Below are 22,193 nucleotides of genomic sequence, written 5' to 3'. Positions count from 1 at the left end.
CAGACTCATTAACCGGACCTGCAACAGGTCTTATTCAGTTAAGACTATCAGCCGGGTAAAACGGCTTCACCGCGTAGCTGGTCAACAATAGTTTCGCGCTTACGAATCAAGTGTACCTGATTGTCATCAACCATCACTTCTGCCGCCCGGTTACGGGTATTGTAATTCGAACTCATACCAAAGCCATAGGCCCCCGCTGAACAAACCGCCAACAGATCACCCGGCTCTATATTCAGTTCCCGGTCTTTACCCAGAAAGTCACCGGATTCACATACGGGACCAACCAGATCAAAGCGGCGCACCTCACCTTCCTCACGCACTTCTACCGGAACGATCTCCATATATGCACTGTAGAGCGCCGGACGGATCAAATCGTTCATTGCGCCATCAATAATGGCAAAGTTCTTGTGTTCATTACACTTAAGAAACTCAACCTTTGTGATCATAATGCCTGCATTGGCAGCGATAGAACGCCCCGGTTCAAAGATAAGTTTGAGTGACCGGTCGCCCAATCTGTCAATTACAGCAGCAATATACTCCTGAGGAGTCGGCGGTACTTCATCGGTGTAACAAACCCCCAGGCCGCCACCCAGATCAAGGTGCTTAATCGTGATTCCCTGTCCTGCCAGCGTATCGATAAGTAACAACAATCGATCAAGCGCATCCAGGAAAGGTTCAACCTCCGTCAACTGAGAGCCAATATGGCAATCCACCCCCTGCACATCCAGATGACTAAGACTGTGGGCATGGGCATAAACACGTGCAGCATCTTCGATCGCAACACCGAACTTGTTATCTTTCAATCCGGTAGAGATATAAGGGTGAGTACCAGCATCGACATCAGGATTAACCCGCAATGAGATCGCCGCTACTTTATCCAACTCAGCCGCTACCTGATTCAGGCGATCCAACTCGGCTTCAGACTCGATATTAAAACAGTGGATACCCAGCTCCAGCGCACGTTTGATCTCATCTTCACGCTTTGCAACGCCGGAGAAAACTACTTTCGCAGGATCACCACCCGCTTTAATCACCCGCTCCAGCTCACCAATAGAAACGATATCGAAACCCGCCCCCAAACGTGCCAATACATTCAACACACCTATATTCGAGTTTGCCTTGACCGCATAACAGACCAGAGCATCACGCCCTTCTAGAGCCTGAGCATAATCCAGATAAGCACGCTCCAGTGCATCCCGGGAGTAGATGTAAGTCGGTGTACCGTATTGTTCAGCAATTTGGCTTACCAGCACTTCTTCGGCACATAAGCGGCCATTCAGGTATTGAAAATTATCCATGATATATCTGTCTGTATATGAGGTTACTGCTCAGGAATAGCTGAGCCTGTTATTAAACGTTCGTTCCCGCTGATCCGTTAGCAACCAGCTATTGTTGCGTCTGCTTTGGTGCGTCTTCGGGCAGGTAAAGAGGCCCCTTCTGACCACAACCACTGATCATCAGAGCACTGAAAAAAATGGCTATCCAACAGGCTTTCACGTTTTTATTCCCGATATTAGGTTAATCGTCCGATTATACAGCGCAGCAGCCATGATGAGTACCTGAACGAACTGCTATATACTCTGTCAGATTGATAATTCCCGCTACATGAGTACTACAATGAACGAATCAGAATTTAACCAGAAGGTTGATGACACCCTGTTTGAGGTCGAAGAGGTACTGGATGACGCCGAAACCGATCTGGACTTTATGAATAACGGTGGCGTGCTCACCGTCATCTGTGAGAATCAGACTCAGGTTATTTTCACCCGGCAAACACCGGTAAAACAGCTCTGGCTGGCGGCGCGAAGTGGTGGTTTTCATTTTGACTTCAATGGTAAAACCTGGGTTCGCGACAGTGATGGCGCATTGCTGAATGATGTTCTGACTGAGATTTTCTCAGCACAGGCTGGTGAAAAATTCAGCTTCGATCTGTAAGGAGAAATTAATGTCATTTGAAAATGCGCTGCAACGGCATATGCAGACCTTTAATCGTCTGCCAGAAATTGAAGCTGATATTCGATTACTGTCCGAACAGATCGCGGCAACATTTGCCGCTGGTGGTAAATTGCTGTTTTTTGGTAATGGAGGCAGTGCAGCCGATAGTCAGCATCTGGCGGCAGAATTTGTCATACGCTACAAGGCAGAGCGCAGAGCGCTTCCCGCTCTGGCCCTGACGGTTGACAGCTCTATTCTGACAGCACACTCGAATGACTACAGTTTTGATTCAGTATTCACCCGTCAGATTGAAGCCTTATGCCAACCCCGCGATCTCGTCATCGGGCTGTCAACGTCAGGCAACAGTACTAATGTCATCAATGCGATCGAAGCGGCCCAGACTATTGGCGCCACGTGTTGGGCATGGACGGGTGAAAATGGTGGAAAGCTCACCTCAATTGCGGACCACCTGATTCAGGCCCCCAGTACGGAAACCGCCCGCATTCAGGAAGCTCATATTTTTATTGGCCATTGGCTCTGCGAAGAGATGGACCGGCGTCTATCGACTAACTAATAGCGGCACTGCCTAAGCTGCTCTTACTCAAGAGCAGCCATTTGAGTGACCAGTTGTAACTGCTGCTCCAGAGCACCCCGGTTCGCTTCAATACAGTTACGACCACGAATACCCATCGCCCGGGCTTGCTCCGGATGATCGATCAATTCAGCTATGGCCCTCTGCAGTTCTTCAGTATCGATGACAACCTGAAGCGCCAGTTCCTGCTCCATCGTTTCAACGATTTGATTAAAATTATGAACATAAGGACCAATCAGAACAGGCTTACCTAACACCGCCGGTTCCAGTGGATTGTGACCTCCGCGCTCCACCAGACTTCCGCCCACAAAGGTAATATCTGCAGCGCTATAGAGTGCCATCAACTCCCCCATGGTATCCCCAAGGTAAACCTGGCAGTTCGCCGCCGGCAGTTGAGTCAGGCTCCGCCTGCACGTGCGAAAACCAGCTTTCACACTCTGATCATAAATACTTGAAAAACGCTCTGGATGCCTCGGCACCAAAATCAGAACAAGATCATTATACCGGGACTGTAGATTTCGATAGACCTGTAACAGCTGTGTCTCTTCATTGTCATGGGTGCTCGCGGCAATGATAACCGGGCGTTCTGCCCCCCAGGCATTTCGCAGTTTAACCGCTTCAGAAACAGCCCCCTCCGGTGCTTGTATATCAAATTTAATACTACCGGTGACACTTAACTTCTCTTGCGCCAAACCGAGTTCAACAAAACGCTCACCATCTTGTGCATTCTGGACCGCAACCCCGGTAATACACCGCAACATCGGTTCCGCTAGCCACTTGATTCGCTGATAACCCGCAGCAGACCGGGCGGATAACCGGGCATTAGTGACCAATACCGGAACATGACGCTGAGCGCAGCTGTGGATAAGGTTAGGCCAGAGTTCAGTTTCAACAATCACGCAACTACGGGGATTTATACGCTTATGAAAACGAGTTAGCGCGCCGGGAAGATCATAAGGGCAGTAACAATGACCTACCCGATCACCAAAATGAGAGATCACCCGAGCACTACCAGTAGGTGTCATACTGGTAATAAGCACCGGGACTTCAGGCTGTGCTTCCAGTAATTTTTCTACCAGAGGAATAACCGCCATCGTTTCGCCAAAGGAAACCGCATGAATCCAGATTGGCCGCATTCCTTCGACAGAATCCACAAAGCCAAAGCGCTCTGCCCAGCGACAGCGATATTCCGGAGCCTGTTTGCCGCGTAGCCAAAGTTTCAGCAAAACCAACGGTATCAGGCAGTAAAACAGCAGCGAATAGAGCCAACGTGCCATAGTGATAAGCGCATTCCATAAGTAAAACATAAGTTTACCATTATCAGTCAGCGATACCGAGGGTATAATGATGGCAGTTAATCGCAGGAACTTTCATGCAAACAGTAACAACAGATCTGATTATTTTGGGTGGCGGAATCGCTGGCCTCTGGCTACTAAACCGAGCCCGCCAACAAGGCTTTGATGCGATCCTTCTGGAATCCCATAGCCTGGGTGGAGGACAGTCGGTTCGTTCTCAGGGAATTATTCATGGCGGAACAAAGTACGCCCTGAACGGCGTTCTCAGTCAGGCCTCCAACAGCATCGCAAACATGCCTTCCCGCTGGCGCGACTGCCTGGAAGGGCATGGCGAGTTAGATCTGAGTCAGGCGCAGGTTTTATCAGATGCGCATTATATGTGGTCCATGGCCTCGCTCGGTTCAAAGATGACAACATTTCTTGCCAGCAAAGCTCTGAAAGGAAGAGTAGGACAAGTACCGGCTGAACAACGGCCTCCTGCGTTTCAACATCCAGATTTTCGTGGCAGTCTCTATAAACTGAATGAAATCGTACTGGATGTCCCCTCTGTTATTGAAGCCCTGGCCAGACCCAATATCCACAGCATCTACAAAGTCGCCCCCTCCGAAATTCAGCTGGATATGCAACATGGAGAGATCCAGGCGGTCCAGCTGAAGTCGATGAGAATCGAAGCTCAGCGATATATTACGACGGCCGGCGAGGGCTCTGAAGAGCTGCTGCAGCAACTTGAGGTACAACAACCACAAATGCAACGCCGCCCTCTGCATATGGTCATGGTGCGTCACCGATCCGACCTGCCAACGTTTGCTCACTGCATTAGCAGCGGCAGCAAACCGGTCGTCACTATCACCACACACCCAACACTCAATGGCGATCAGGTCTGGTATCTGGGCGGGGACCTTGCCGAAACCGGTGTCGAACGTAGTGCTGAAGAGCAGATTCAGGCAGCCCAACAGCTGCTCACCAAGCTACTCCCCTGGGTTATATTAAAAGACGCTTGCTGGGGTAGTTTTCATATTAACCGGGCCGAACCAAAACAGTCATCATTGACCCGGCCTGATTCGGCCTTTGCCCAGTCAGTTGGCAACTGCATTATTAGCTGGCCAACCAAACTCGCACTGGCACCCGACCTGGCTGACCAGGTCCTCGACATGCTCAAGGCACAAAGAATCACTCCTCGTTTCACTGCCGACACAACTGTTTTAGGAGCGTTACCCAAACCCGGAGTCGCCGAACCTGTATGGGAGAGTTTGCTTTGCTAACGCCGAGAAAAATTGCCGGGACCGATCTGATGGTTAGTCCTATCGGGCTGGGTACCGTTAAGTTAGGTCGTGATAAAGGCGTCAAGTATCCCAACAGTTTTACTATTCCTGATGACCAGGCTGCTCGCCATTTACTGGATCTCAGCCGAAATTTAGGTATTAATTTACTCGACACCGCTCCCGCCTACGGCCGAAGCGAGGAGAGACTTGGCCCGTTACTACAGGGACAGCGTGATCATTGGGTAATCTGCAGTAAGGTTGGCGAAGAGTTTAATAACCAGACTGGGCAATCATACTTTGATTTTACCCCCGAACATGTCAGATTAAGTATAGAGAGAAGCCTGCAACGGTTACAGACCGACGTTATTGATATATTGCTGGTGCACTCTGACGGCAATGATCTTGAAATCATTCAGCGTTACGGCATATTGGAACAATTAGAACTGTTGAAAGCGGAAGGCAAAATCCGCGCCGGGGGCATGTCCACGAAGACGGTTGCAGGGGGAATTGAAGCCCTGAAGCGTTCGGATATCGCCATGGTTACCTACAACCTTGACTATCAGGACGAGCTGGCGGTTATCGATTTTGCGCTGGCAGAAGAGAAAGGGATATTAATCAAGAAAGCCCTGGCGTCTGGCAGTCTCAGTCAACAGCCGGAAATTGATCCGGTACGGGCAAGTTTTGACCGGGTACTAGGCCATCAAGGGGTCAGTAGCGCTATTATCGGCACTATTAATCCTGAGCACCTGAGTGCAAATGTCGAGACTGTAGTCACCAGTATGCAGCAACAGGGAAGCCGCTAAAGATCTTCAGACAAAGACAGGAGAAAACATGCTCATAGCCAGTGTAGATCCGGCCGAATTTAGAACCCAGGCCATCGAGATCGACCCTTTTGCTGGCGGAATCAATATCACTCCTGTTGGCATCCCTGTTGATTTTGAAACCATGCAAATGCGGCGCAAAGCCTGCCAACCGAGCATCCCTGGAAAATATGCCAACCTGGGCGTTTCGGCGCAGATCCATCTGACCCTGTTTGATAAAGAATACCTGGTGTTAGTTCGACAACAGAAAACCGACCACGCCATACTGAAACTGCCGTCGGGTTACGTTCCTCTGGAACAACTTAACAATCCCTATCTCACTCTGGCTCAGGAACTGGTTGAAGAGTGTTTGTTACTGAAGGAAAGAAAATTTTGCCGCTTAGAGCTCAACACTCAGCGGTTAGTCAAACCCTACTCTGAACTGGACTATCACGAGCATGAGTCCTTCCAGCTATTTAGTGAACGCAGCAACCCTCTCAAATTTCCTGAAGCTCAAATCTATATCAATCGACAGCCGTTATTAGGAAACCCGTTTCTTTATATCCACAAACAAACCTGCTCCGCACAGCTAGTCTATCCGCTGAGAATGGTACTACCGGACTGTGAAGCTCTCTCACTACTTCATGCAGAAGAACAATATGATCCTCTCTCGAATGAGCTGAATGTCATACTAAACTCAGAACTCTGGCTGGCCCGCATCAACGGTGATGGAATTTTTAGTCTCAGCAAGCTTATTCGGGACCAGGTACAATCAATGAAAATCCCCGCAGGCACCCGCTTAAGTGAAGTGTTTGCCCCCAAGAGGAAACCCTTTATTTAATCGCTTAGGCAACAATTTCTTTACGCCACTTAGCTGCCCTGAATTTTCTCAACAATTGCCGTGGTTGAGCAGTTATCAAGGAATGAGAGCACTTTCACTTCACCGCCATAGCTGCTGACAAACTCACCGCCCACGACCTGATCCAACCCATAGTCACCACCTTTTACTAAGACCTCAGGGCGCACCTGCTGAAGCAATCGTTCTGGCGTGTCTTCCTGAAAGCTAACTACCCAGTCAACCGCTTCCAGCCCCGCAAGTACAGCTTTACGCCGTTCCGCCGGGTTGATCGGCCGCCCATCACCTTTCAGACGACGGACCGATTCATCATCATTGATCGCCAATACCAACCGATCTCCCTGTGCCCGTGCCTGTTCCAGGTAACCTACGTGTCCCGCATGAAGAATATCAAAGCAGCCATTAGTGAAAACAATTTTTTCACCCGCTGCCCGGGCATCTTCAAGCGCAATCATCAGCTGTTCATCACTGATGACCCCTCGCTCAGAGCCTTGTTCCAAATTAACTGCACGGCGCAATTCAGGCCCGCTGATCGCAGCAGTCCCCAGCTTACCTACGACAATACCCGCCGCTATATTTGCTAATCCGGTGGCAACTTCTAACGACTCACCTGCGGCCAATGCTGTCGCCAGCGTTGATATCACAGTATCCCCAGCACCTGTCACATCAAAAACTTCACGTGCACGGGCGGGAAAATGAACCTCGTTCTGCCCCGGCAGAATCAGCGTCATACCCTGTTCACTGCGAGTCACTAACAAGGCGTCTAGTTCAAGCTGTTCAATCAGATGCTGAGCTTTTTCCACCAGCTCCTGCTCAGAACCACATTCCCCTACTACAGCTTCAAACTCTCCCATATTAGGCGTTAGCAGTGTTGCCCCACGATAGCGCTCAAAATCACTGCCTTTTGGATCCACTAATACCGGTACAGCCGCTTTGCGCGCCGCCTGAATTAATACACCGGGATTACTCAACGTGCCTTTATCATAATCCGAGAGCACCAATGCGCTGACATTACCCAGCAACGCTTCGGTTTGCTGTTGCAAACCAACACTGTATTCCGCCGAGAAACGCTCTTCAAAATCCAGCCGGATTAACTGCTGATGCCGGCTCAACACCCGTAACTTAGTGATAGTCGGTTCGTTACGGCTGCGGCAGAACTGACAGTTAACCCGGGCAGAATTGAGCTGCTGTTCCAGCGCCTGCCCCGCCTCATCCTGACCCACTATACCCACCAGGGAAACTCCACCACCTAAAGCGGTAATATTCAAAGCAACGTTAGCCGCACCACCGGGACGATCTTCTCTCTGATCCACCTTGACTACCGGCACCGGCGCCTCAGGGGAGATTCTTGAAGTAGGACCGTGCCAATATCGATCCAGCATCAGATCACCGACAACCAATACCTGTGCCTTGTCTAAGCGGGGCATAACCAATTTCATAGATTCTGTTCCTGATCGGTAGATTGTGATGCAACCGGCTCGGCGGTTGTTTCTGAAAACTGAAGTTTATAGAGGTTGGCATAAACACCGCCCCGCTGCAGCAATTCAGAATGATTACCCTGCTCTATAATCTGCCCTGAATCCATCACCAGAATGCGATCGGCATTCTCGATAGTGGACAGGCGATGTGCAATAACCAGGGTGGTCCGTCCTTGCATCACATTTTCCAGCGCATCCTGAATATGACGTTCAGACTCAGTATCCAATGCCGACGTCGCTTCATCGAGAATCAGGATCGGCGCATCTTTAAGTATGGCCCGTGCTATCGCTATGCGTTGACGCTGTCCACCAGACAACAGCATCCCGTTTTCACCTACCAGCGTATCCAATCCATCCGGAAGCTGTTGCACAAACTCTGTTACATGAGCCGCTTCAGCCGCAACCTCGATCATCTCGCGGGAGCAATCGGCCATCCCACCGTAAGCGATATTCTCGGCGATAGTTCCGTTGAACAGAATGACCTGCTGATTCACTAATGCTATCTGATTCCGAAGATTTTCCAGCGTATAGTCCTGAAGATTATGACCATCCAGAAAAATCTCACCTTCAGTAGCGTCATAGAAACGAGGTAATAAACCCGCCAGGGTAGATTTACCGCTGCCGGACTTGCCTACCAGCGCGATAGTTTCACCTGACTTTATATCGACGCTGATGTTATTCAAAATAGGCTTGCCATCGGCCTCATAATTGAAACTGAGGTTCTTAAAAGTCAGGGCTCCATCCGCTCTCTCTACCTCATAGGTCCCGATATCCTTTTCTGGCTCAGTATCCACAACTTCAAAAACACTTTCTGAGGCAGCCAGCCCCTGCTGAATCATACTGCTAATCTCAGTTAACGAACGCACCGGCTTAGCCATCAGCGCAGCCGCTGAGATAAATGCGATAAACTGTCCTGTGCTCATCTCCCTGATCAGGTCAGGATCCATAGCCAAGAAAGTCATCAGCGCAATTACGCCAGCTACCATCATCTGTACCATGGGGGTCGTCACTGATTGAGTTACAACCATCTTCATAACCTGACGGCGGTTATGCTGGCTAACTTTAATAAAGCGATCAGTTTCAGCTCGTGTTGCACCAAATATTCGCACAACCTGAAAGCCCTTGATCGCCTCTGAAGCCGAAGAGGTGATATCTCCCACGCTTTGCTGTACGTGACGGCTCAGCCCTCTCATCCTGCGGGCAGCAATACCAACAACGACTCCCACTACAGGCCCAACGACCAGAAATAACAGTGTCAATTTCCAGTTCAGATATAACATATAGCCAAACAAACCTATTACGGTAAAACCCTCTCTGATAGCAATCTTCAGTGCATTGGTCGCCGCCCCGGTTACCTGCTCTACGTTATAGGTCAATTTCGCCAATAACTCGCCACTGGAGTTTTGGTGATAATAAGAACTCGGAAGGAGCATCAAATGGCGAAAGAGGTCTATTCGCAAGTTATGAACAACATAGCGGGCCACATAGGAAAGTCCGTAATTACCCAAGAAGGTGCCGACACCACGAATAAAAAATATGCCTAACACGGCTAACGCAAGCATAGCCCGCTGATCAAGTTGACCCGACTCAACAGCATCAATGAAAGCTTCAAGCCATTTAGCAGAGGCCGTCTGGGAAGCGGCATAAATAGCAAAGCCAACAACACTCACTAAAAATGCTGGCCAGTATTTTTTTACATACTTCAGCAGGCGTAAGTAGACCTGCATACTGTTCTCAGTTTTCACTAATGAAAAACTCTCAATGTTTTTTAATCAATCCCAACAACTGAACTATGTTATACGCTAGTGTTGAAAGGCAACGGACATTATAATTGCCTGATTTTACAGCATCTGGGTTAATTGTGGACAACAAAGAAGCACGCTGGTCTGACTTTCTTGCTCCAAAATACTGGCTTCTATGGCTAAGTATAGGTCTGCTCCGTGGTCTTTCTGCGCTCCCTTTTCGCTGGGGGTTATGTATAGGAAGGCTACTGGGCCGGTTACTATATCGCTTAATGAAGACCCGCAGGCATGTTACCACAGTGAATATCCGCCTCTGCTTCCCTGAGTTAACCGCTCAAGAGCAAACTAACCGGGTTATCGAAGTTTTTGAAAATAATGGCATTGGCCTAATCGAAACAGGCTGGTCCTACTGGAAAAGCGAAGCTTTTTTCCGCGCAAAGACAGACTTTAAGAATTTCGAAATTCTGGACCAGGCACTGGAACAGGGCAACGGCGTCATTCTTATGGGCTGGCATTTTTCATGTTTGGATCTCGCGGGGTTACTATTCTCTTTGCATGGACAGCCCTGCAGCACTCTCTACAGAGAGCATAATAATCCGATGCTTGAATGGTTTTTTACCCGCGGACGAAAGCGTTTTAGCCATCCTCTTGAGCGTAAGAAAACTCGTCAGATGCTAAGAAACATGCGCAAGAATCATTGTATCTGGTATGCACCTGATCAGGATTTAGGACGCAAAGGGACGCTATTCATCCCTTTCTTCGGACATCCGGCTGCTACCACTGTAGCCACAACCAAAATGCACCGTCTGAACAACTCGCCACTTGTTAAACTGGATTGCTGGCGTAAACCTGATAACTCAGGCTACATTCTCGAGTGTAGCAACGTCGATGGTTTTCCTTCAGACACCGAAGAAAACGACGCTATCTTAATAAATCAGGCGATAGAAGCCGGAATTCGAAAAGCACCATCACAATATATGTGGGTACATAAACGCTTTAAAACAGCACCATTAGGTGAAAAGAATATCTATAAAGCAACCCAGCCTGATTAACAATCAACCGGAAAACTTGCTACGTAGATAATACTTTATCCGGTGCTTTCGACTTATATCCATATATTGGTATAGCCACGACTTACGTAAGTGATCGTATGCGCTGTTCCCCAATACATCTACATTCGTTTTATAAATTTCATATAAAACATAAGCACAGGCCTTAACCGCTTCTTTGTCGCCAAACCATTTTTCGATCCTGTTATTATTGGCAAGCTGTTCAACTTGTTCGACAAACAAGCCAAACGCTGGATCGCTTTTTATATACAGGTCACCATTAAACAAGCTATCTACACATCCTCCGTAATCTCGAAAGCTTCTCTGGATCAGCCTGATCTTACTCCTATACATTTCAGTTCTCTTCCTGGAAGAGTTATTCGAATGCTTGCGATAGTACACCAGAACATCCTCTACATTAGAAACGCGAGAAACCTGGCTGACCCGGTACCATAAATCCCAGTCCTCACACATCGACAGAGACTCATCAAAATATAGTTCATGCTCTTGTACTAAGCTTCCCCGCAACATAGCCGCTGGGCAGCAGATAACGCATTGAAAAAGCAGCTGGGCAGCTATCTCATCAGGGTTGCAAGGTAGCTGCTTTAAACTTTTCTTGCCTGATAACAGGTCTTCTTCAAAAGTCTGGTAAGCAGAACTGAGCAGCCCGAATTCAGAATTATCTTCAAGGAAGTTCACCTGACATTCAATACGATGGGGCAGGCTCACATCATCTGCATCCATAAAGGCTATATATTTACCTTTGGCCGATCGAATTGCTTTATTTCTAGAAGCACTAACGCCGCTGTTAGTATCATTTCTTAAAACAATAATATTATCAGCATCTAAAGCCGCAATAAGGCCGGCTCCGTTATCAGTAGAGCAATCGTCAACGACAATAATTTCAATATTGGGGTACGTCTGATGTAACACAGACTCTAGTGACTCGAGCAGGTATTTTTCCCCGTTATAAACAGGAATAATAACTGAAACCAGAGGAAAATCTGACACTTGGCCTCCTAGAGCCTGATCCAGGTATCCGGCACCAATGTTTTACTTAATCGCTGCATATTCGAATCCGCATACCACTGTCTAGGCGCAACAACGATTTTGTCCTCATTTGCATTCAACCAGGCACCCCACCAACTGAAAGAGCTGTTAGCAACAATATTATGATCACACTGACTCATCAGATAAATATCCTCCCCGGCAAAACGCTTCTCCTCCGAAGAGATGTAGTGAGCACGCTGAACGTTTAAATTCTCTTTCACCCACTCAATATCATCGGAAAAAATATAAAAATCTACGTCAGGATAACGCTCTTCAAAAAATGTCACAGCAGCATAGTAATAATCAAGCGAGCAGACACCATGTGTATTGTGAGCCGCTTTATCACTAACATAATCCCCCCGCCTTATATGCATTGATACACTCACAGATGCATCAGCAATAGCTAAGTACGAGGCTTCAGTATAGGGGGAAAGCTTATGCTTTAGATCAAGCGCACTCAACAATTCACCTCTGATTTTGTTAAAGTACAGTTCACTTTGAAAATAGCCTACAAGATAGTGACTGTCTTCAGGGGTCAGCATTTTCTCGTCATACGAAAAATTGGATTCTTTGATAACCCGCCTGCTTTTCTTACCCTGAAGTTTACGCAATAGAGTCGATATTCGCCCCACACGGGAAACCATATCAACTTCTTCTGTTGTAGCAACTTCAAGCCGTTCAGCGTACTCCCCTAAACCGAAGCCGCCATGCAGCGTATAGGACTCAAACGCTGAGGCGTCCAACTTCACATCATAACCCTGCTCTAATAAAGACAACGCATAAGCATACTGAAATAACTGATTCCCTAGGCCGCCAATTAATCGAACAATAACCATCTATGATTCACCTACAGCCGTAGGCTGCCCTTTGATGTTAAATGACAATATCAGGGTAAGAATTAGAAGATAGAACACGTAGGATACGTTCGCATTAAAAGGCGCTTCAAACATAGCAACTAAAAAGAAGGTATATACGACTACCCACACTGAAATTTTAACATCCCTGGATGCCCCCCTTGCTACAAGAATAGGCGAAGCCAGTAACAAAACAAAGGACAGTAAGCCAGGTATCCCTCTGGCCATCCAAGCCTGTAAAACTTCATTATGTACATGTGTAAACCGCCGGCTCTGTGGCAATAGTTCTCCAGACATCAGCTCATCAGGAAAGAGATCTTTAAAACGCCACGAACCATGACCAAGTAAAGGTTTTTCTTGAATAGCCCTGATCGCCGCTACATACATCTGAACCCGAACTCCAACCGAGGCATCAACAGCTCTCGGTGAGTTAATGCTATCTGTAACCTGCTGATTAATATCAGTCTGTTGAGAAGCAGTTTGTTCTGAGATCACACTCAACATTTCAACAAACCTATTTACAGGACCGATCAAAATCATAATAACAATAGTTGGTACTAGAACTATCAGAAATAATTTTTTCCTGGCTCTAGCAACAAGAACCATGTTCAAAAAAAGCACTGAAACTGCTGCGATAATGGCAATTTTTGAACCTGAGACCATCACCCCAACAAGCGATGAAAACCCGGCAAGAAAGAATAGAGTCATAAACCTAATTCTTTGTTCTCTAAAAAGGTAATAAAAAGCCAGGCCGGCAGAGCAAGACATTATTGCTCCATACATATTAATCAAGTCGGTGCCTACGGTTACACGCCTACCGTCTTCTATAAATAAAAAAAGACCAGCAAGACCACTGAGCACCCCAAAAACAGAGATAGAAATTGTGACAACATCAAAATTAAGATCATTCACCCGTTTTAAAAACACATAGAGGACTACGATCAACAACGATATCCTGGAGAACTCAATAGAAAGCTCGTAATCGCGCGGCGCACCAAAATTCCAGTATGCGAGGGCAAAGCACAGAGGGAAAAAAAGTAATGTGAAGCATAAAAGTAATTCTAGGCCGCTTAAGGCTTTAAAGCTTCGTACAGGATTAACAAAAACATAAAGCAGCGACACGACTCCAAAAACAACTAACAATCCCTTAGCCAGCTCATTTGCAACCAGGTATAAAGGAATCGTTAGAATGATTCCCCATAAAACCATCTTGTCGTAATTAATATTACACATTCTCTCCCTGTATTGATTATTTCCCACTCAGTAATTCCTGCAATTCTGTTACTCTTTTTCTTCGACGCACAAGCATCTCTTCCTTGCTGACGTTAAGACCTAGCAGTTTTTTAAACCTGTTTTTAATACTCTTCATTCGTCTAACACAATAGATTTCTCTGCTAGCCTGCAAATGTTCAATAATTGGGGTTTCAATATCAGAATATTGCCAATCAAAAATATAGGTGAAAGCTGAGGACAAACGCAGTACGTTTAATTTACCTTCATACTCAGACACCGCTTTTTGTAGCGACTGCTGGTCATTTAATTCCGGATTTTCCAGACCAACCTTAATCCACAACTGAACGAGTTGAAGAACCTTCTCACTATAGTTAAAGCACACAGTGCCTGACAGAAGCTCCTCTTCCCCATTCTTCTTTTCCAGGTAATTAACTGCGATATCATACTGCGGATCGGAAAAATAGCGGTCCAGGTTTTCATGGACAAAAGCATCCGCATCAAGATAGAGAACCGGCTCCTGATACTGTTGTAGTTTTTCAAGTACGATTCGAGGCTTTAAATCAGTAACACTTTTCCAGTCTGAAGGAGGAATCGCCTTATAATCAAAGCGATGACCGACTCGCTCCAGGGATTTTTCCAGTAGCTCAAAGCTATCCTGATAAACGGAATCAGTGGTGTAATAGCCGATGATAATCATGAGGAGCGCTCACTCAACAAATCACTTATGGCCATACTGGCGGTACTGTCTTCAACCAGAACACCTAAATCAAATAACGTGTCCCTACTTTTTTCAGTAACCGTTAGTCGGTCCAGCTCTTCTTCAATCAATCCGTCCTGATACAAACTAACCCAACGCCGGTAGTGATCACCCATCTTAGACACCCCGGCATCAAGCAGCGCCTTACGGTTCTCAATGTTCTGAATAAACTTTTCTTTCGAGCGAATGGGGTAGTGATAAATATCGATGTTTTGAGATTTCTTTGAATTCAACCACCCCCAGGCATGCCATGCACGGTGATTACCACCTTTGACACGGACAAGACCTCGAGATCGTACAGCCACTTTCCCATGTATATTACCCATCATGATTGAAAGGTTGGGTTGAGAACACTGAATGCCCTTAGGGTAATTTATAGGATACTGCACTCTATTGGTCTGCGTATAATAGGGAGCTTCGCCATCAAACGCTTTACGGTCAAAAAGAACGTTATACCGGGGACACTCAAGAATTGACCCCGATGAAACCATTTCTGTCTTCAAACTTCCATCTTTCGGAATCCAGAATTCATCGGCATCGTTCGCGATACTCCAATCTGCACCCAACTTACTGGCCGCAGTTTTAGCCATCTCTGTTTTCCAGTTGCTCTGCTGATAATCCAAAAGAGGCCTATCAATAATAATCATCTCATATTGATCTTTTACGGAGTCAAGCAGTTCACGGGTATTGTCCGTCGATCCGTTATCTATAATGACAAAACAATCAGCCCCAAGCTGAGAATGCACTTTAATATTATCAAGAATGATATCGGCTTCATTTTTGATAAGATAATTCATAGCCAGTTTCATAGAGTTTCCTTAGTGCGCCCGTCAGGGTTACCGAACTTGTATACCGAGATCGCTGAACAGTTTTTCAAACTTTATATTTTCTGTTCCATTTCGGTAAGAAATGGTTTCAATTTCTGGCCTTAGCCAACGGGTCAGCAACAAAGTAGACGATACATCTCCGATCACTGTCACATCATTTCTCAACAACGGCAGAATCGCTTCATAGCTGACCGACGACGGGAGTAATTTAACGCCATATTGTTGAAGATCAAGCGCATCTTCACAGCTATTTCGCGGGTGATATTTCACCGCGATGGCGCCTTTAAGCGTAGAAATCAGCGCTAGAATTTTATCCTTATAGCCGCTGTCCTTTTCGAATAATGATTCATGCGGAAGGGTAATAAGCACATCTAACGCTTTAACCTGTTCATCTGTTACCGCGTTCTCCTGAAGCATCATTTTAGAAAGCTGTTTGAGCGGCTCTGATCGAAAACTAGCTGCCGTCAGGCAATGTACCGCCTTAAGTTTAAGCAGTGGGTTAATTAACTCTGGAAAAGCAACATGCACATCCCTTATCCATGAGGAAGCGCCAACCGTCGCTGGATTCTTCCACCATAAGCCGTAAAACAACTTTTTCAGCCCATTATCAACAACGACATCCCCGATACCACTGGATGCCTTCCTGCCGACATAGGTGAAAGTACCTTCATCCATATAGTGACCGATCGCGGGCGTACCGTTTTTTTGAGCAACATGCATTGCATACTGAAACTCAATTCGACGGTCATTACCAACAAAAATGTGCTCGGGCTGTAAACGATTTATAAGACCATCTATATCGCGAAACAGCTGACGCCTTTTTTTCAGTTTACTCAAACCGCCTTTCAGACGGCCATAGAACAAATGCTGTTCTCTAAAAGGAGATGATTCCCATTGTTTAACAAGTTCAAATATTTGTGGGGGGCGGCCTTCAGGCTGATCAATAAAAACTAAAATTGCCGTCTCATTCTGACGTTCAGCCGCAATCGCAGTGGCTGTAAAAAGATGCAGTAATGTAGATACAAAATAAACAGAACGAGGCATTGTCTAGTCCTTTGCTTGTGAGCATTGTGCAGCTAATGCTTCCCAGACAATCGCTGGCGTAAGGTTTGCAAACACAGCAGGTTCTACAAGACTATCGCTTTCTGGTTGTACTTTCGCTTCCAGACATAACTGATCTTTACCATAGCCGCCAACCAATCCAGGGTCGGTTGAGCCAAATAAGATAACGTTAGGGCGATCTAAAGCAGCGGCCATGTGAGATAAGCCAGTGTCCACAGATACACAGCCTGCCGCACCGGCCAATACCGTAGTCACCTCAGCCAAATTCAGCTTTGGCAGCACCTCAACAGCATTATTTCCGAGAGCCAACCGATCAGCCCTGTCTCTCTCCTCCGGATTTCCCCAGGGCAGCTTGATTTTCCAGCCTTCTTCTGTCGCTTTCTTAATCAGTTCCAGCCAATACGCTTCCGGCCAGTGTTTATCAAAACGCGTGGTGCTGTGAAGAAACACCAGGTAGCCCGATGTCGTGTCCTTTTCCTGGATAAAGTGATTACGAATAGCAAAGTCACCCCGCCCTTCCACTTGATAACCTAACGCCTTGGCAAACAACTGACGTGTTCGCTCTACTGCATGCTGATCTTTATCAACCTTAAAGGTGCGCTGATAGAACCGGGCAGCAAGTGCTTCCCGTGCTGAAGATTTATCATAGCCGCAACTTACACCCCGACTATACCGGGTCACCAGCATGGCACTTTTCAATAACCCTTGCGCATCAATCACCAGGTCGTATTCAGACTCAGACAGGGAAGCTCGATACTGTTTCCATTCCCCACTTAAAAAGGTTTTCCAGAGATTTTTTCGCCAGCGTCTGATCGCCACTGGGATCACGTTATCAACGGCAAAATGCCATCCCGGAATTTCTGCAAAGCCTTCTTCAACCACCCAGTCAAAGCGAATATCAGGGATAGCCTTTGTCGCATCAGTGAGTGCCGGTAATGTATGGATAACATCCCCCATGGATGAGGTTTTAACGATCAGAACTTTCAAGGGGATTCCTATCTCCAACAGCGGAAAAATAACAATGACCGCAGTATACCATTTATGATTTACACGTCATCCATCGACCTGCCACAATAAAACGCTTATTTTCTTCATCCATCCCACCTTTAATTACTGCAGCTGATTCCCTTTTCAGCCAGAGCTGATTACAATCATTGGCCTATAAAAAAACGCTGTATCACGCTGCGTAATAACAAAATATTTAACTTTATACGTTTTCGAGGTAATCAATGGCAGCATTTGGAACTGTGTTCATGCCTGAAATGGCAATCTCCTGGTTTGATGGCTCTAGCTGGAGTGAAGCTGAAGTAGTCAGCAGCGATAGCCTGCAACTGCATCCAGGAGCACATGTACTGCACTATTCCAGCACCTGTTTTGAGGGTTTGAAAGCGTTTCGACATGAAGATGGCTCGATCAATATTTTCCGAATGGATCGTAATATTGATCGTTTCACTCAGAGTAGCGAGCTACTGGCACTACCAGAGATCAACAAAGCCGCCACCGGCAAGATGATTATTGATATCGTTACCCGCTTTAAAAATGAAGTACCCGAGCCTCCAGGTTCTATGTACATCCGCCCGACTCACTTTGGCACTGAGCCTGCGATTGGTAAAGCTGCATCACCGTCGGTAACCTCTTGCCAGTACATTTTATTATCTCCTGTTGGCGATTACTTCTCAGGTGGTGGTGCTCCGCTGCGCTTGTTACTCGAAGAAAATGGCGCTCGCTGTGCAGCGCATATGGGCATGATTAAAAGTGGTGGTAACTATGCCAGTGCGTTGCAACCCATCATGAAAGCTAAACAAGAACTGAATGCCGATCAGGTGCTTTTCTGTCCAGACGGTGATGTTCAGGAAACCGGCGCGGCCAACTTCCTGCTGATCGATGGCAATGAAGTTATCACTAAAGCCCTGGACGAAAGCTTCCTGCATGGCGTCACCCGTGATTCCATTCTTACCATAGCCCGCGACCTAGGCATGGATGTTCAGGAACGCCAGCTAACCATTGAAGAGCTGCTGGAACGAGCGGCTAAACCGGGTTGTGAAGCAGCGCTGTCTGGCACTGCTGCCGTACTCACACCCGTCGGCACTCTGATTCATAATGGTCAGGAATTCCCGGTAGGCAACGGCGAAACAGGCTCTACTACCGTAAAACTGCGCCAGGCATTGAATGATATTCAATGGGGCAAAGCAGAAGATAAGCACGGTTGGTTAACCCGTATCTGACCTTAGCTACTTCCATAAAAAAGCGCCTTCTGGCGCTTTTTTATTTTCGATTACTCTACTCTTAAGTGGCTCTGCCAGATTCGGGTGATATCCTGACGGCAATCTTCCAGCTCTGAGGAGCCAATGGTTGTCGAACGATCCTGCAGTACCTGTCGATGACCCACCGCGCGGTAGCGTTTGTAGCCTTCTCTCAGTATTTCAGCATCATCTGCCGAAATCACTCCGGTGGCTGCCATGGCATCAATAATACGAATATTATCGGTGAATCTGATTAATTCATCATACTGATATGCATGTGCAAGCACGCTGAATTGAACAATAAATTCTATATCAACAATGCCGCCGCGATCCTGCTTCAGGTTAAACTTTGCATCTTTATCTTTATCAGAAGTTCCCAGATGATCGCGCATTTTTTCCCGCATTTTAACCACTTCCGCTGTTAAATCAGGAAGTTCCCGGGATTGACTGAGTATATTGCCACGCACCTGTTCAAACGCCTGCGACAGCGCCTTTGACCCGGTTATCACTCGCGCCCTTACCAGAGCCTGATGCTCCCAGGTCCAGGCTTCTTTCTCCTGATAATCGGTGAACGCTTTTAATGAGCTTACCAACAAACCTGAGTTACCCGAAGGCCGCAGGCGCATATCAACTTCGTACAGTTGCCCCCCTGCGGTAAAGGTATTGAGGATATGAATAATCTTCTGGCCTAATCGAGTAAAGAAGACTGAATTTGCAATCGGCTTCTTACCCTCGGTATACAAACCCGCTTCAGCATCATGTATAAAAACCAGATCCAGATCAGAGCCGTATGAAAGCTCAATTCCTCCCATTTTCCCATAGCCAACAATAATAAAATCTGGGTCACAGGGTACACCTGGCGTTTTTTGCGGTACCCCATGCTTTTCGGTTAACTGCCGCCAGGCGATCTCCAAAACCGCTTCCAGAATCGCTTCAGCCAACCATGTGAGGCAGTCACTGACCTTCATGAGCGGCAGTACCCCTGTTATATCTGATGCCGCTACACGTAACGCATGCGCACTCTTAAAGTAGCGAAGCGTTTCCATTAATTGCTCTTCATCCTCTTCAGGAATCCGCAGCAGCTGTTGTCGTAAGTCAGATTGCAGCTCCTCTTTGGTGGGCGGTGCATAAAGAGTCCGCTGATCGATCAGTTCGTCCAACAATACCGGCTGTTTTGCCAGCGTTTCGCTAAACCAGGCACTGGCAGAACAGAGCCTAACCAACTGTTGCATCGCATCCGGATTTTCAGCCAATAGCACCAGATAAGCAGATCTGCGGATAATCGCCTGAATCAACAGCAAGACCCGTTCCAGAGTCTCTGCAGCATTTTCCACAGCGGCTACTTCATTCATTAGTTGAGGCAACACCGCCAGCAGACGTTCATGGCCAACCGCCTGCATAACTTGAACGGAACGACTGGACTTTAAATTGCTGAACGCTTTCCAGGCCTGTTGAGGGTCATCCAAACCCTGTTCTGCAAATATAGCTTCTCCTTCCGCAGCATCGCACTCATTACTCCAAAGCAGTAACCAGTCGCTACTCAGATCGTCGCTTTCCGCCGCCTCTTCTGCCGGCGCAATCACATTTGCAAAATGTTCTGTAACCCGCCCTCGCTGGCGATCCAACTCGAGCATAAAGTCACTCCAGTTCTCAAACCCCATACTATAAGCCATCCGCGCCTGGCCAACCTCGTCAACTGGTAACTCCTGTGTCTGCCGGTCAGCCACCGCCTGAATGACATGCTCCGCATTACGAAGAAAAGTATACGCTTCGGTCAGATCCTCTACAGCTTGCTCAGGCATACCAACAGTCTCGGGTAACAAGGGAAGAATATTCAGCAGCTCTCGTTGCTGTAACCGGGGATCACGCCCTCCCCTAATCAACTGAAACGCCTGAGCAACAAATTCCACTTCCCGGATACCACCAGCACCTAATTTCACGTTGCCATGCAGTCCTTTTCTCCGCACCTCTTTGTTGATCATCTCTTTCATCGAACGCAAAGAGTCAAACGCACTGAAGTCGATATATTTTCGATAGACAAAGGGCCGCAGCATTTCCAGAAGATCACCCCCTGCCTGCTGGTCACCCCCAACTACCCGGGCCTTGATCATGGCGTAACGTTCCCAGTCTCGCCCCTGATCCTGGTAATATTCTTCCATCGCAGCAAAACTACAGACCAGCGGACCACTTGCTCCATAGGGGCGAAGTCGCATATCAGTACGAAAAACAAAACCATCCGCCGTTATATTATCCAACGCCTGGATAAGTTTCTGGCCCAAACGACTAAAGAAGTCCTGGTTTGCCAACACCCGCCTCCCCCCTTCAGTCATGCCTTTTTCCGGGTAGGCAAAAATCAGATCAATATCGGAAGAGAGATTAAGTTCATAGGCACCCAGTTTACCCATCCCCAGTACAATCAACTGCTGAGGCTTCCCCGAAGCTCCTTCTGCAGCGGGGGCGTGCGGCGTCCCCCACTTGCTACAACAATCCTGATATAGCCATTGCAACGCCTGGTCTATAGAAGCATCAGCAAGGGCAGAAAGGTCAGCCGTTGTTCCCCGCATATCCGTAGCACGGGTTAGGTCGCGCCAGATTATCCTGACCATTTCTCGCTGTCTGAATTTCCGTAAAACACTATGAAGTAGTTCCTCACTCTCAACCAAAGCCAGGCTCTGTCCTAAACGCTGCGCGTACTCTCCCGCTCCGTAGACAGAATAAAGGTCATTATTCTGTAACAAATCCTCGAACAGTTGAGGCTTTCGACCCAGCTGGTCAGCAACATAGTCACTACCAGCCAGCACCCGAACCAGGTCAGCCTGAATACGTTCCGACTCATGAGTCAGGCTTTGAACAGTGTTAATAGATTTCTCCAGGTTGAGAGTGACGCCTGGCTGAACAAGCAGAGGAAGTTTTTCTATTAATTGGCTGAGCATATATAAAGGTACTCTATCGGTGGCCGTTTGATTCTTTCAGCTTACCAAAAAGCGCTTTTTGTCTCGATATATTCTTCTGTAACAAAAGTTTAACAAAACAATAATAAATACATAAAAAAGTGATAAAACAGTAAGTTACAACACACCCAACGTCACGGAACCGGCTACCCGGCTTCAACTTATGTCAAATTAGTTACATTTATGTTTCATTATGACTACAAACAG

At 47.2% G+C, this 22,193-nt stretch carries 20 protein-coding genes; 7 read left to right on the top strand and 13 right to left on the bottom strand.

The features are described from left to right. Positions 1–47: 47 nt before the first annotated feature. Positions 48–1,298 carry a diaminopimelate decarboxylase gene (gene lysA / locus AMJAP_RS01165; RefSeq protein ID WP_019621011.1) on the bottom strand — a complete coding sequence of 417 codons (1,251 nt, stop codon included), beginning with the start codon at positions 1,296–1,298 and terminating at the stop codon, positions 48–50. An 88-nt stretch (positions 1,299–1,386) separates the two neighbouring features. Further along, positions 1,387–1,497: an LPS translocon maturation chaperone LptM gene (gene lptM, locus AMJAP_RS17770; protein WP_083935280.1), complete on the bottom strand. Its 111-nt coding sequence runs from the start codon at positions 1,495–1,497 to the stop codon at positions 1,387–1,389. Positions 1,498–1,617: 120 nt separating this feature from the next. On the opposite strand from lptM, the gene cyaY reads away from it, so the two are divergent. Both cyaY and AMJAP_RS01150 read left to right on the top strand, forming a co-directional pair. Continuing rightward, positions 1,618–1,935, top strand: coding sequence for an iron donor protein CyaY (cyaY, locus tag AMJAP_RS01155; protein ID WP_019621012.1), 318 nt, complete (start codon positions 1,618–1,620; stop codon positions 1,933–1,935). Positions 1,936–1,945: 10 nt separating this feature from the next. Next, positions 1,946–2,509 (top strand): D-sedoheptulose-7-phosphate isomerase, encoded by a 564-nt coding sequence (locus AMJAP_RS01150; protein WP_019621013.1) that lies wholly within the window; start codon positions 1,946–1,948, stop codon positions 2,507–2,509. 23 nt (positions 2,510–2,532) lie between these two features. Here the strand turns inward: AMJAP_RS01150 and waaA are convergent, their stop codons facing one another. Beyond that, complete coding sequence (waaA, locus tag AMJAP_RS01145) at positions 2,533–3,834, bottom strand: lipid IV(A) 3-deoxy-D-manno-octulosonic acid transferase (RefSeq protein ID WP_019621014.1); 1,302 nt, start codon at positions 3,832–3,834, stop codon at positions 2,533–2,535. 65 nt (positions 3,835–3,899) lie between these two features. On the opposite strand from waaA, the gene AMJAP_RS01140 reads away from it, so the two are divergent. The 3 genes from AMJAP_RS01140 to AMJAP_RS01130 are packed head-to-tail and all read left to right on the top strand — an operon-like array spanning position 3,900 to position 6,725. Next, positions 3,900–5,084: an FAD-dependent oxidoreductase gene (locus tag AMJAP_RS01140; protein WP_019621015.1), complete on the top strand. Its 1,185-nt coding sequence runs from the start codon at positions 3,900–3,902 to the stop codon at positions 5,082–5,084. Next, positions 5,063–5,887, top strand: a complete 825-nt coding sequence (locus AMJAP_RS01135; protein WP_019621016.1) for an aldo/keto reductase — start codon at positions 5,063–5,065, stop codon at positions 5,885–5,887. The genes AMJAP_RS01140 and AMJAP_RS01135 overlap by 22 nt, the downstream gene beginning before the upstream one ends. A gap of 28 nt (positions 5,888–5,915) precedes the next feature. Beyond that, positions 5,916–6,725 carry a hypothetical protein gene (locus AMJAP_RS01130; protein ID WP_019621017.1) on the top strand — a complete coding sequence of 270 codons (810 nt, stop codon included), beginning with the start codon at positions 5,916–5,918 and terminating at the stop codon, positions 6,723–6,725. 29 nt (positions 6,726–6,754) lie between these two features. Here AMJAP_RS01130 and hldE read toward each other — a convergent pair whose 3' ends face one another. Together hldE and msbA are read right to left on the bottom strand one after the other, a co-directional pair. After that, positions 6,755–8,179 carry a bifunctional D-glycero-beta-D-manno-heptose-7-phosphate kinase/D-glycero-beta-D-manno-heptose 1-phosphate adenylyltransferase HldE gene (gene hldE / locus AMJAP_RS01125; RefSeq protein ID WP_019621018.1) on the bottom strand — a complete coding sequence of 475 codons (1,425 nt, stop codon included), beginning with the start codon at positions 8,177–8,179 and terminating at the stop codon, positions 6,755–6,757. Next, the gene (gene msbA, locus AMJAP_RS01120; protein WP_019621019.1) at positions 8,176–9,945 is read right to left on the bottom strand and encodes a lipid A export permease/ATP-binding protein MsbA; all 1,770 of its coding nucleotides are present in this window, start codon (positions 9,943–9,945) and stop codon (positions 8,176–8,178) included. Before msbA ends, hldE begins: the two co-directional genes overlap by 4 nt. Positions 9,946–10,079: 134 nt before the next feature. Here msbA and AMJAP_RS01115 point away from each other — a divergent pair, with 134 nt between their 5' ends. Then, positions 10,080–11,012, top strand: a complete 933-nt coding sequence (locus AMJAP_RS01115) for an LpxL/LpxP family acyltransferase (protein WP_201356398.1) — start codon at positions 10,080–10,082, stop codon at positions 11,010–11,012. Between the two features lie 3 nt (positions 11,013–11,015). Here the strand turns inward: AMJAP_RS01115 and AMJAP_RS01110 are convergent, their stop codons facing one another. From AMJAP_RS01110 to rfaC, 7 genes are read right to left on the bottom strand one after another with little or no spacing between them, the layout of a single operon-like run. Then, entirely contained in the window at positions 11,016–12,020 is a 1,005-nt protein-coding gene (locus tag AMJAP_RS01110; protein WP_019621021.1) for a glycosyltransferase family 2 protein, read from the bottom strand. A gap of 8 nt (positions 12,021–12,028) precedes the next feature. Next, positions 12,029–12,895: an alpha-1,2-fucosyltransferase gene (locus AMJAP_RS01105; protein WP_019621022.1), complete on the bottom strand. Its 867-nt coding sequence runs from the start codon at positions 12,893–12,895 to the stop codon at positions 12,029–12,031. After that, positions 12,896–14,173, bottom strand: coding sequence for an O-antigen ligase family protein (locus AMJAP_RS01100; protein WP_156815141.1), 1,278 nt, complete (start codon positions 14,171–14,173; stop codon positions 12,896–12,898). Further along, on the bottom strand, positions 14,163–14,843 hold the full coding sequence (locus AMJAP_RS01095) for a putative nucleotide-diphospho-sugar transferase (protein ID WP_019621024.1): 681 nt from the start codon (positions 14,841–14,843) through the stop codon (positions 14,163–14,165). The genes AMJAP_RS01100 and AMJAP_RS01095 overlap by 11 nt, the downstream gene beginning before the upstream one ends. Then, positions 14,840–15,712, bottom strand: a complete 873-nt coding sequence (locus AMJAP_RS01090) for a glycosyltransferase family 2 protein (protein WP_019621025.1) — start codon at positions 15,710–15,712, stop codon at positions 14,840–14,842. The genes AMJAP_RS01095 and AMJAP_RS01090 overlap by 4 nt, the downstream gene beginning before the upstream one ends. 27 nt (positions 15,713–15,739) lie before the next feature. Next, the gene (locus AMJAP_RS01085; protein WP_019621026.1) at positions 15,740–16,774 is read right to left on the bottom strand and encodes a polysialyltransferase family glycosyltransferase; all 1,035 of its coding nucleotides are present in this window, start codon (positions 16,772–16,774) and stop codon (positions 15,740–15,742) included. A gap of 3 nt (positions 16,775–16,777) precedes the next feature. Continuing rightward, the gene (gene rfaC / locus AMJAP_RS01080; RefSeq protein ID WP_019621027.1) at positions 16,778–17,779 is read right to left on the bottom strand and encodes a lipopolysaccharide heptosyltransferase RfaC; all 1,002 of its coding nucleotides are present in this window, start codon (positions 17,777–17,779) and stop codon (positions 16,778–16,780) included. A 242-nt stretch (positions 17,780–18,021) separates the two neighbouring features. Here rfaC and AMJAP_RS01075 point away from each other — a divergent pair, with 242 nt between their 5' ends. After that, positions 18,022–19,017 carry a branched-chain amino acid aminotransferase gene (locus AMJAP_RS01075; protein WP_019621028.1) on the top strand — a complete coding sequence of 332 codons (996 nt, stop codon included), beginning with the start codon at positions 18,022–18,024 and terminating at the stop codon, positions 19,015–19,017. A 50-nt stretch (positions 19,018–19,067) separates the two neighbouring features. Here the strand turns inward: AMJAP_RS01075 and glnE are convergent, their stop codons facing one another. Beyond that, complete coding sequence (gene glnE / locus AMJAP_RS01070) at positions 19,068–21,968, bottom strand: bifunctional [glutamate--ammonia ligase]-adenylyl-L-tyrosine phosphorylase/[glutamate--ammonia-ligase] adenylyltransferase (protein WP_019621029.1); 2,901 nt, start codon at positions 21,966–21,968, stop codon at positions 19,068–19,070. Positions 21,969–22,193 lie beyond the last annotated feature (225 nt).

Source organism: Amphritea japonica ATCC BAA-1530, from assembly GCF_016592435.1.
Taxonomy (GTDB): domain Bacteria; phylum Pseudomonadota; class Gammaproteobacteria; order Pseudomonadales; family Balneatricaceae; genus Amphritea; species Amphritea japonica.
The sequence above is the reverse complement of the archived record's forward strand: the minus strand, read 5'-3'. Positions and strand labels throughout refer to the sequence as shown.

Bases quoted from the DNA above. Each gene is read 5' to 3' on its own strand.
- AMJAP_RS01140 (WP_019621015.1), top strand. From the start codon at position 3,900: ATGCAAACAGTAACAACAGATCTGATTATTTTGGGTGGCGGAATCGCT.
- AMJAP_RS01095 (WP_019621024.1), bottom strand. From the start codon at position 14,843: ATGATTATCATCGGCTATTACACCACTGATTCCGTTTATCAGGATAGC.
- waaA (WP_019621014.1), bottom strand. From the start codon at position 3,834: ATGTTTTACTTATGGAATGCGCTTATCACTATGGCACGTTGGCTCTAT.
- AMJAP_RS01075 (WP_019621028.1), top strand. From the start codon at position 18,022: ATGGCAGCATTTGGAACTGTGTTCATGCCTGAAATGGCAATCTCCTGG.
- AMJAP_RS01130 (WP_019621017.1), top strand. From the start codon at position 5,916: ATGCTCATAGCCAGTGTAGATCCGGCCGAATTTAGAACCCAGGCCATC.
- lysA (WP_019621011.1), bottom strand. From the start codon at position 1,298: ATGGATAATTTTCAATACCTGAATGGCCGCTTATGTGCCGAAGAAGTG.
- AMJAP_RS01150 (WP_019621013.1), top strand. From the start codon at position 1,946: ATGTCATTTGAAAATGCGCTGCAACGGCATATGCAGACCTTTAATCGT.
- AMJAP_RS01085 (WP_019621026.1), bottom strand. From the start codon at position 16,774: ATGCCTCGTTCTGTTTATTTTGTATCTACATTACTGCATCTTTTTACA.
- AMJAP_RS01135 (WP_019621016.1), top strand. From the start codon at position 5,063: ATGGGAGAGTTTGCTTTGCTAACGCCGAGAAAAATTGCCGGGACCGAT.
- glnE (WP_019621029.1), bottom strand. From the start codon at position 21,968: ATGCTCAGCCAATTAATAGAAAAACTTCCTCTGCTTGTTCAGCCAGGC.
- cyaY (WP_019621012.1), top strand. From the start codon at position 1,618: ATGAACGAATCAGAATTTAACCAGAAGGTTGATGACACCCTGTTTGAG.
- hldE (WP_019621018.1), bottom strand. From the start codon at position 8,179: ATGAAATTGGTTATGCCCCGCTTAGACAAGGCACAGGTATTGGTTGTC.
- msbA (WP_019621019.1), bottom strand. From the start codon at position 9,945: ATGCAGGTCTACTTACGCCTGCTGAAGTATGTAAAAAAATACTGGCCA.
- AMJAP_RS01105 (WP_019621022.1), bottom strand. From the start codon at position 12,895: ATGGTTATTGTTCGATTAATTGGCGGCCTAGGGAATCAGTTATTTCAG.
- AMJAP_RS01090 (WP_019621025.1), bottom strand. From the start codon at position 15,712: ATGAAACTGGCTATGAATTATCTTATCAAAAATGAAGCCGATATCATT.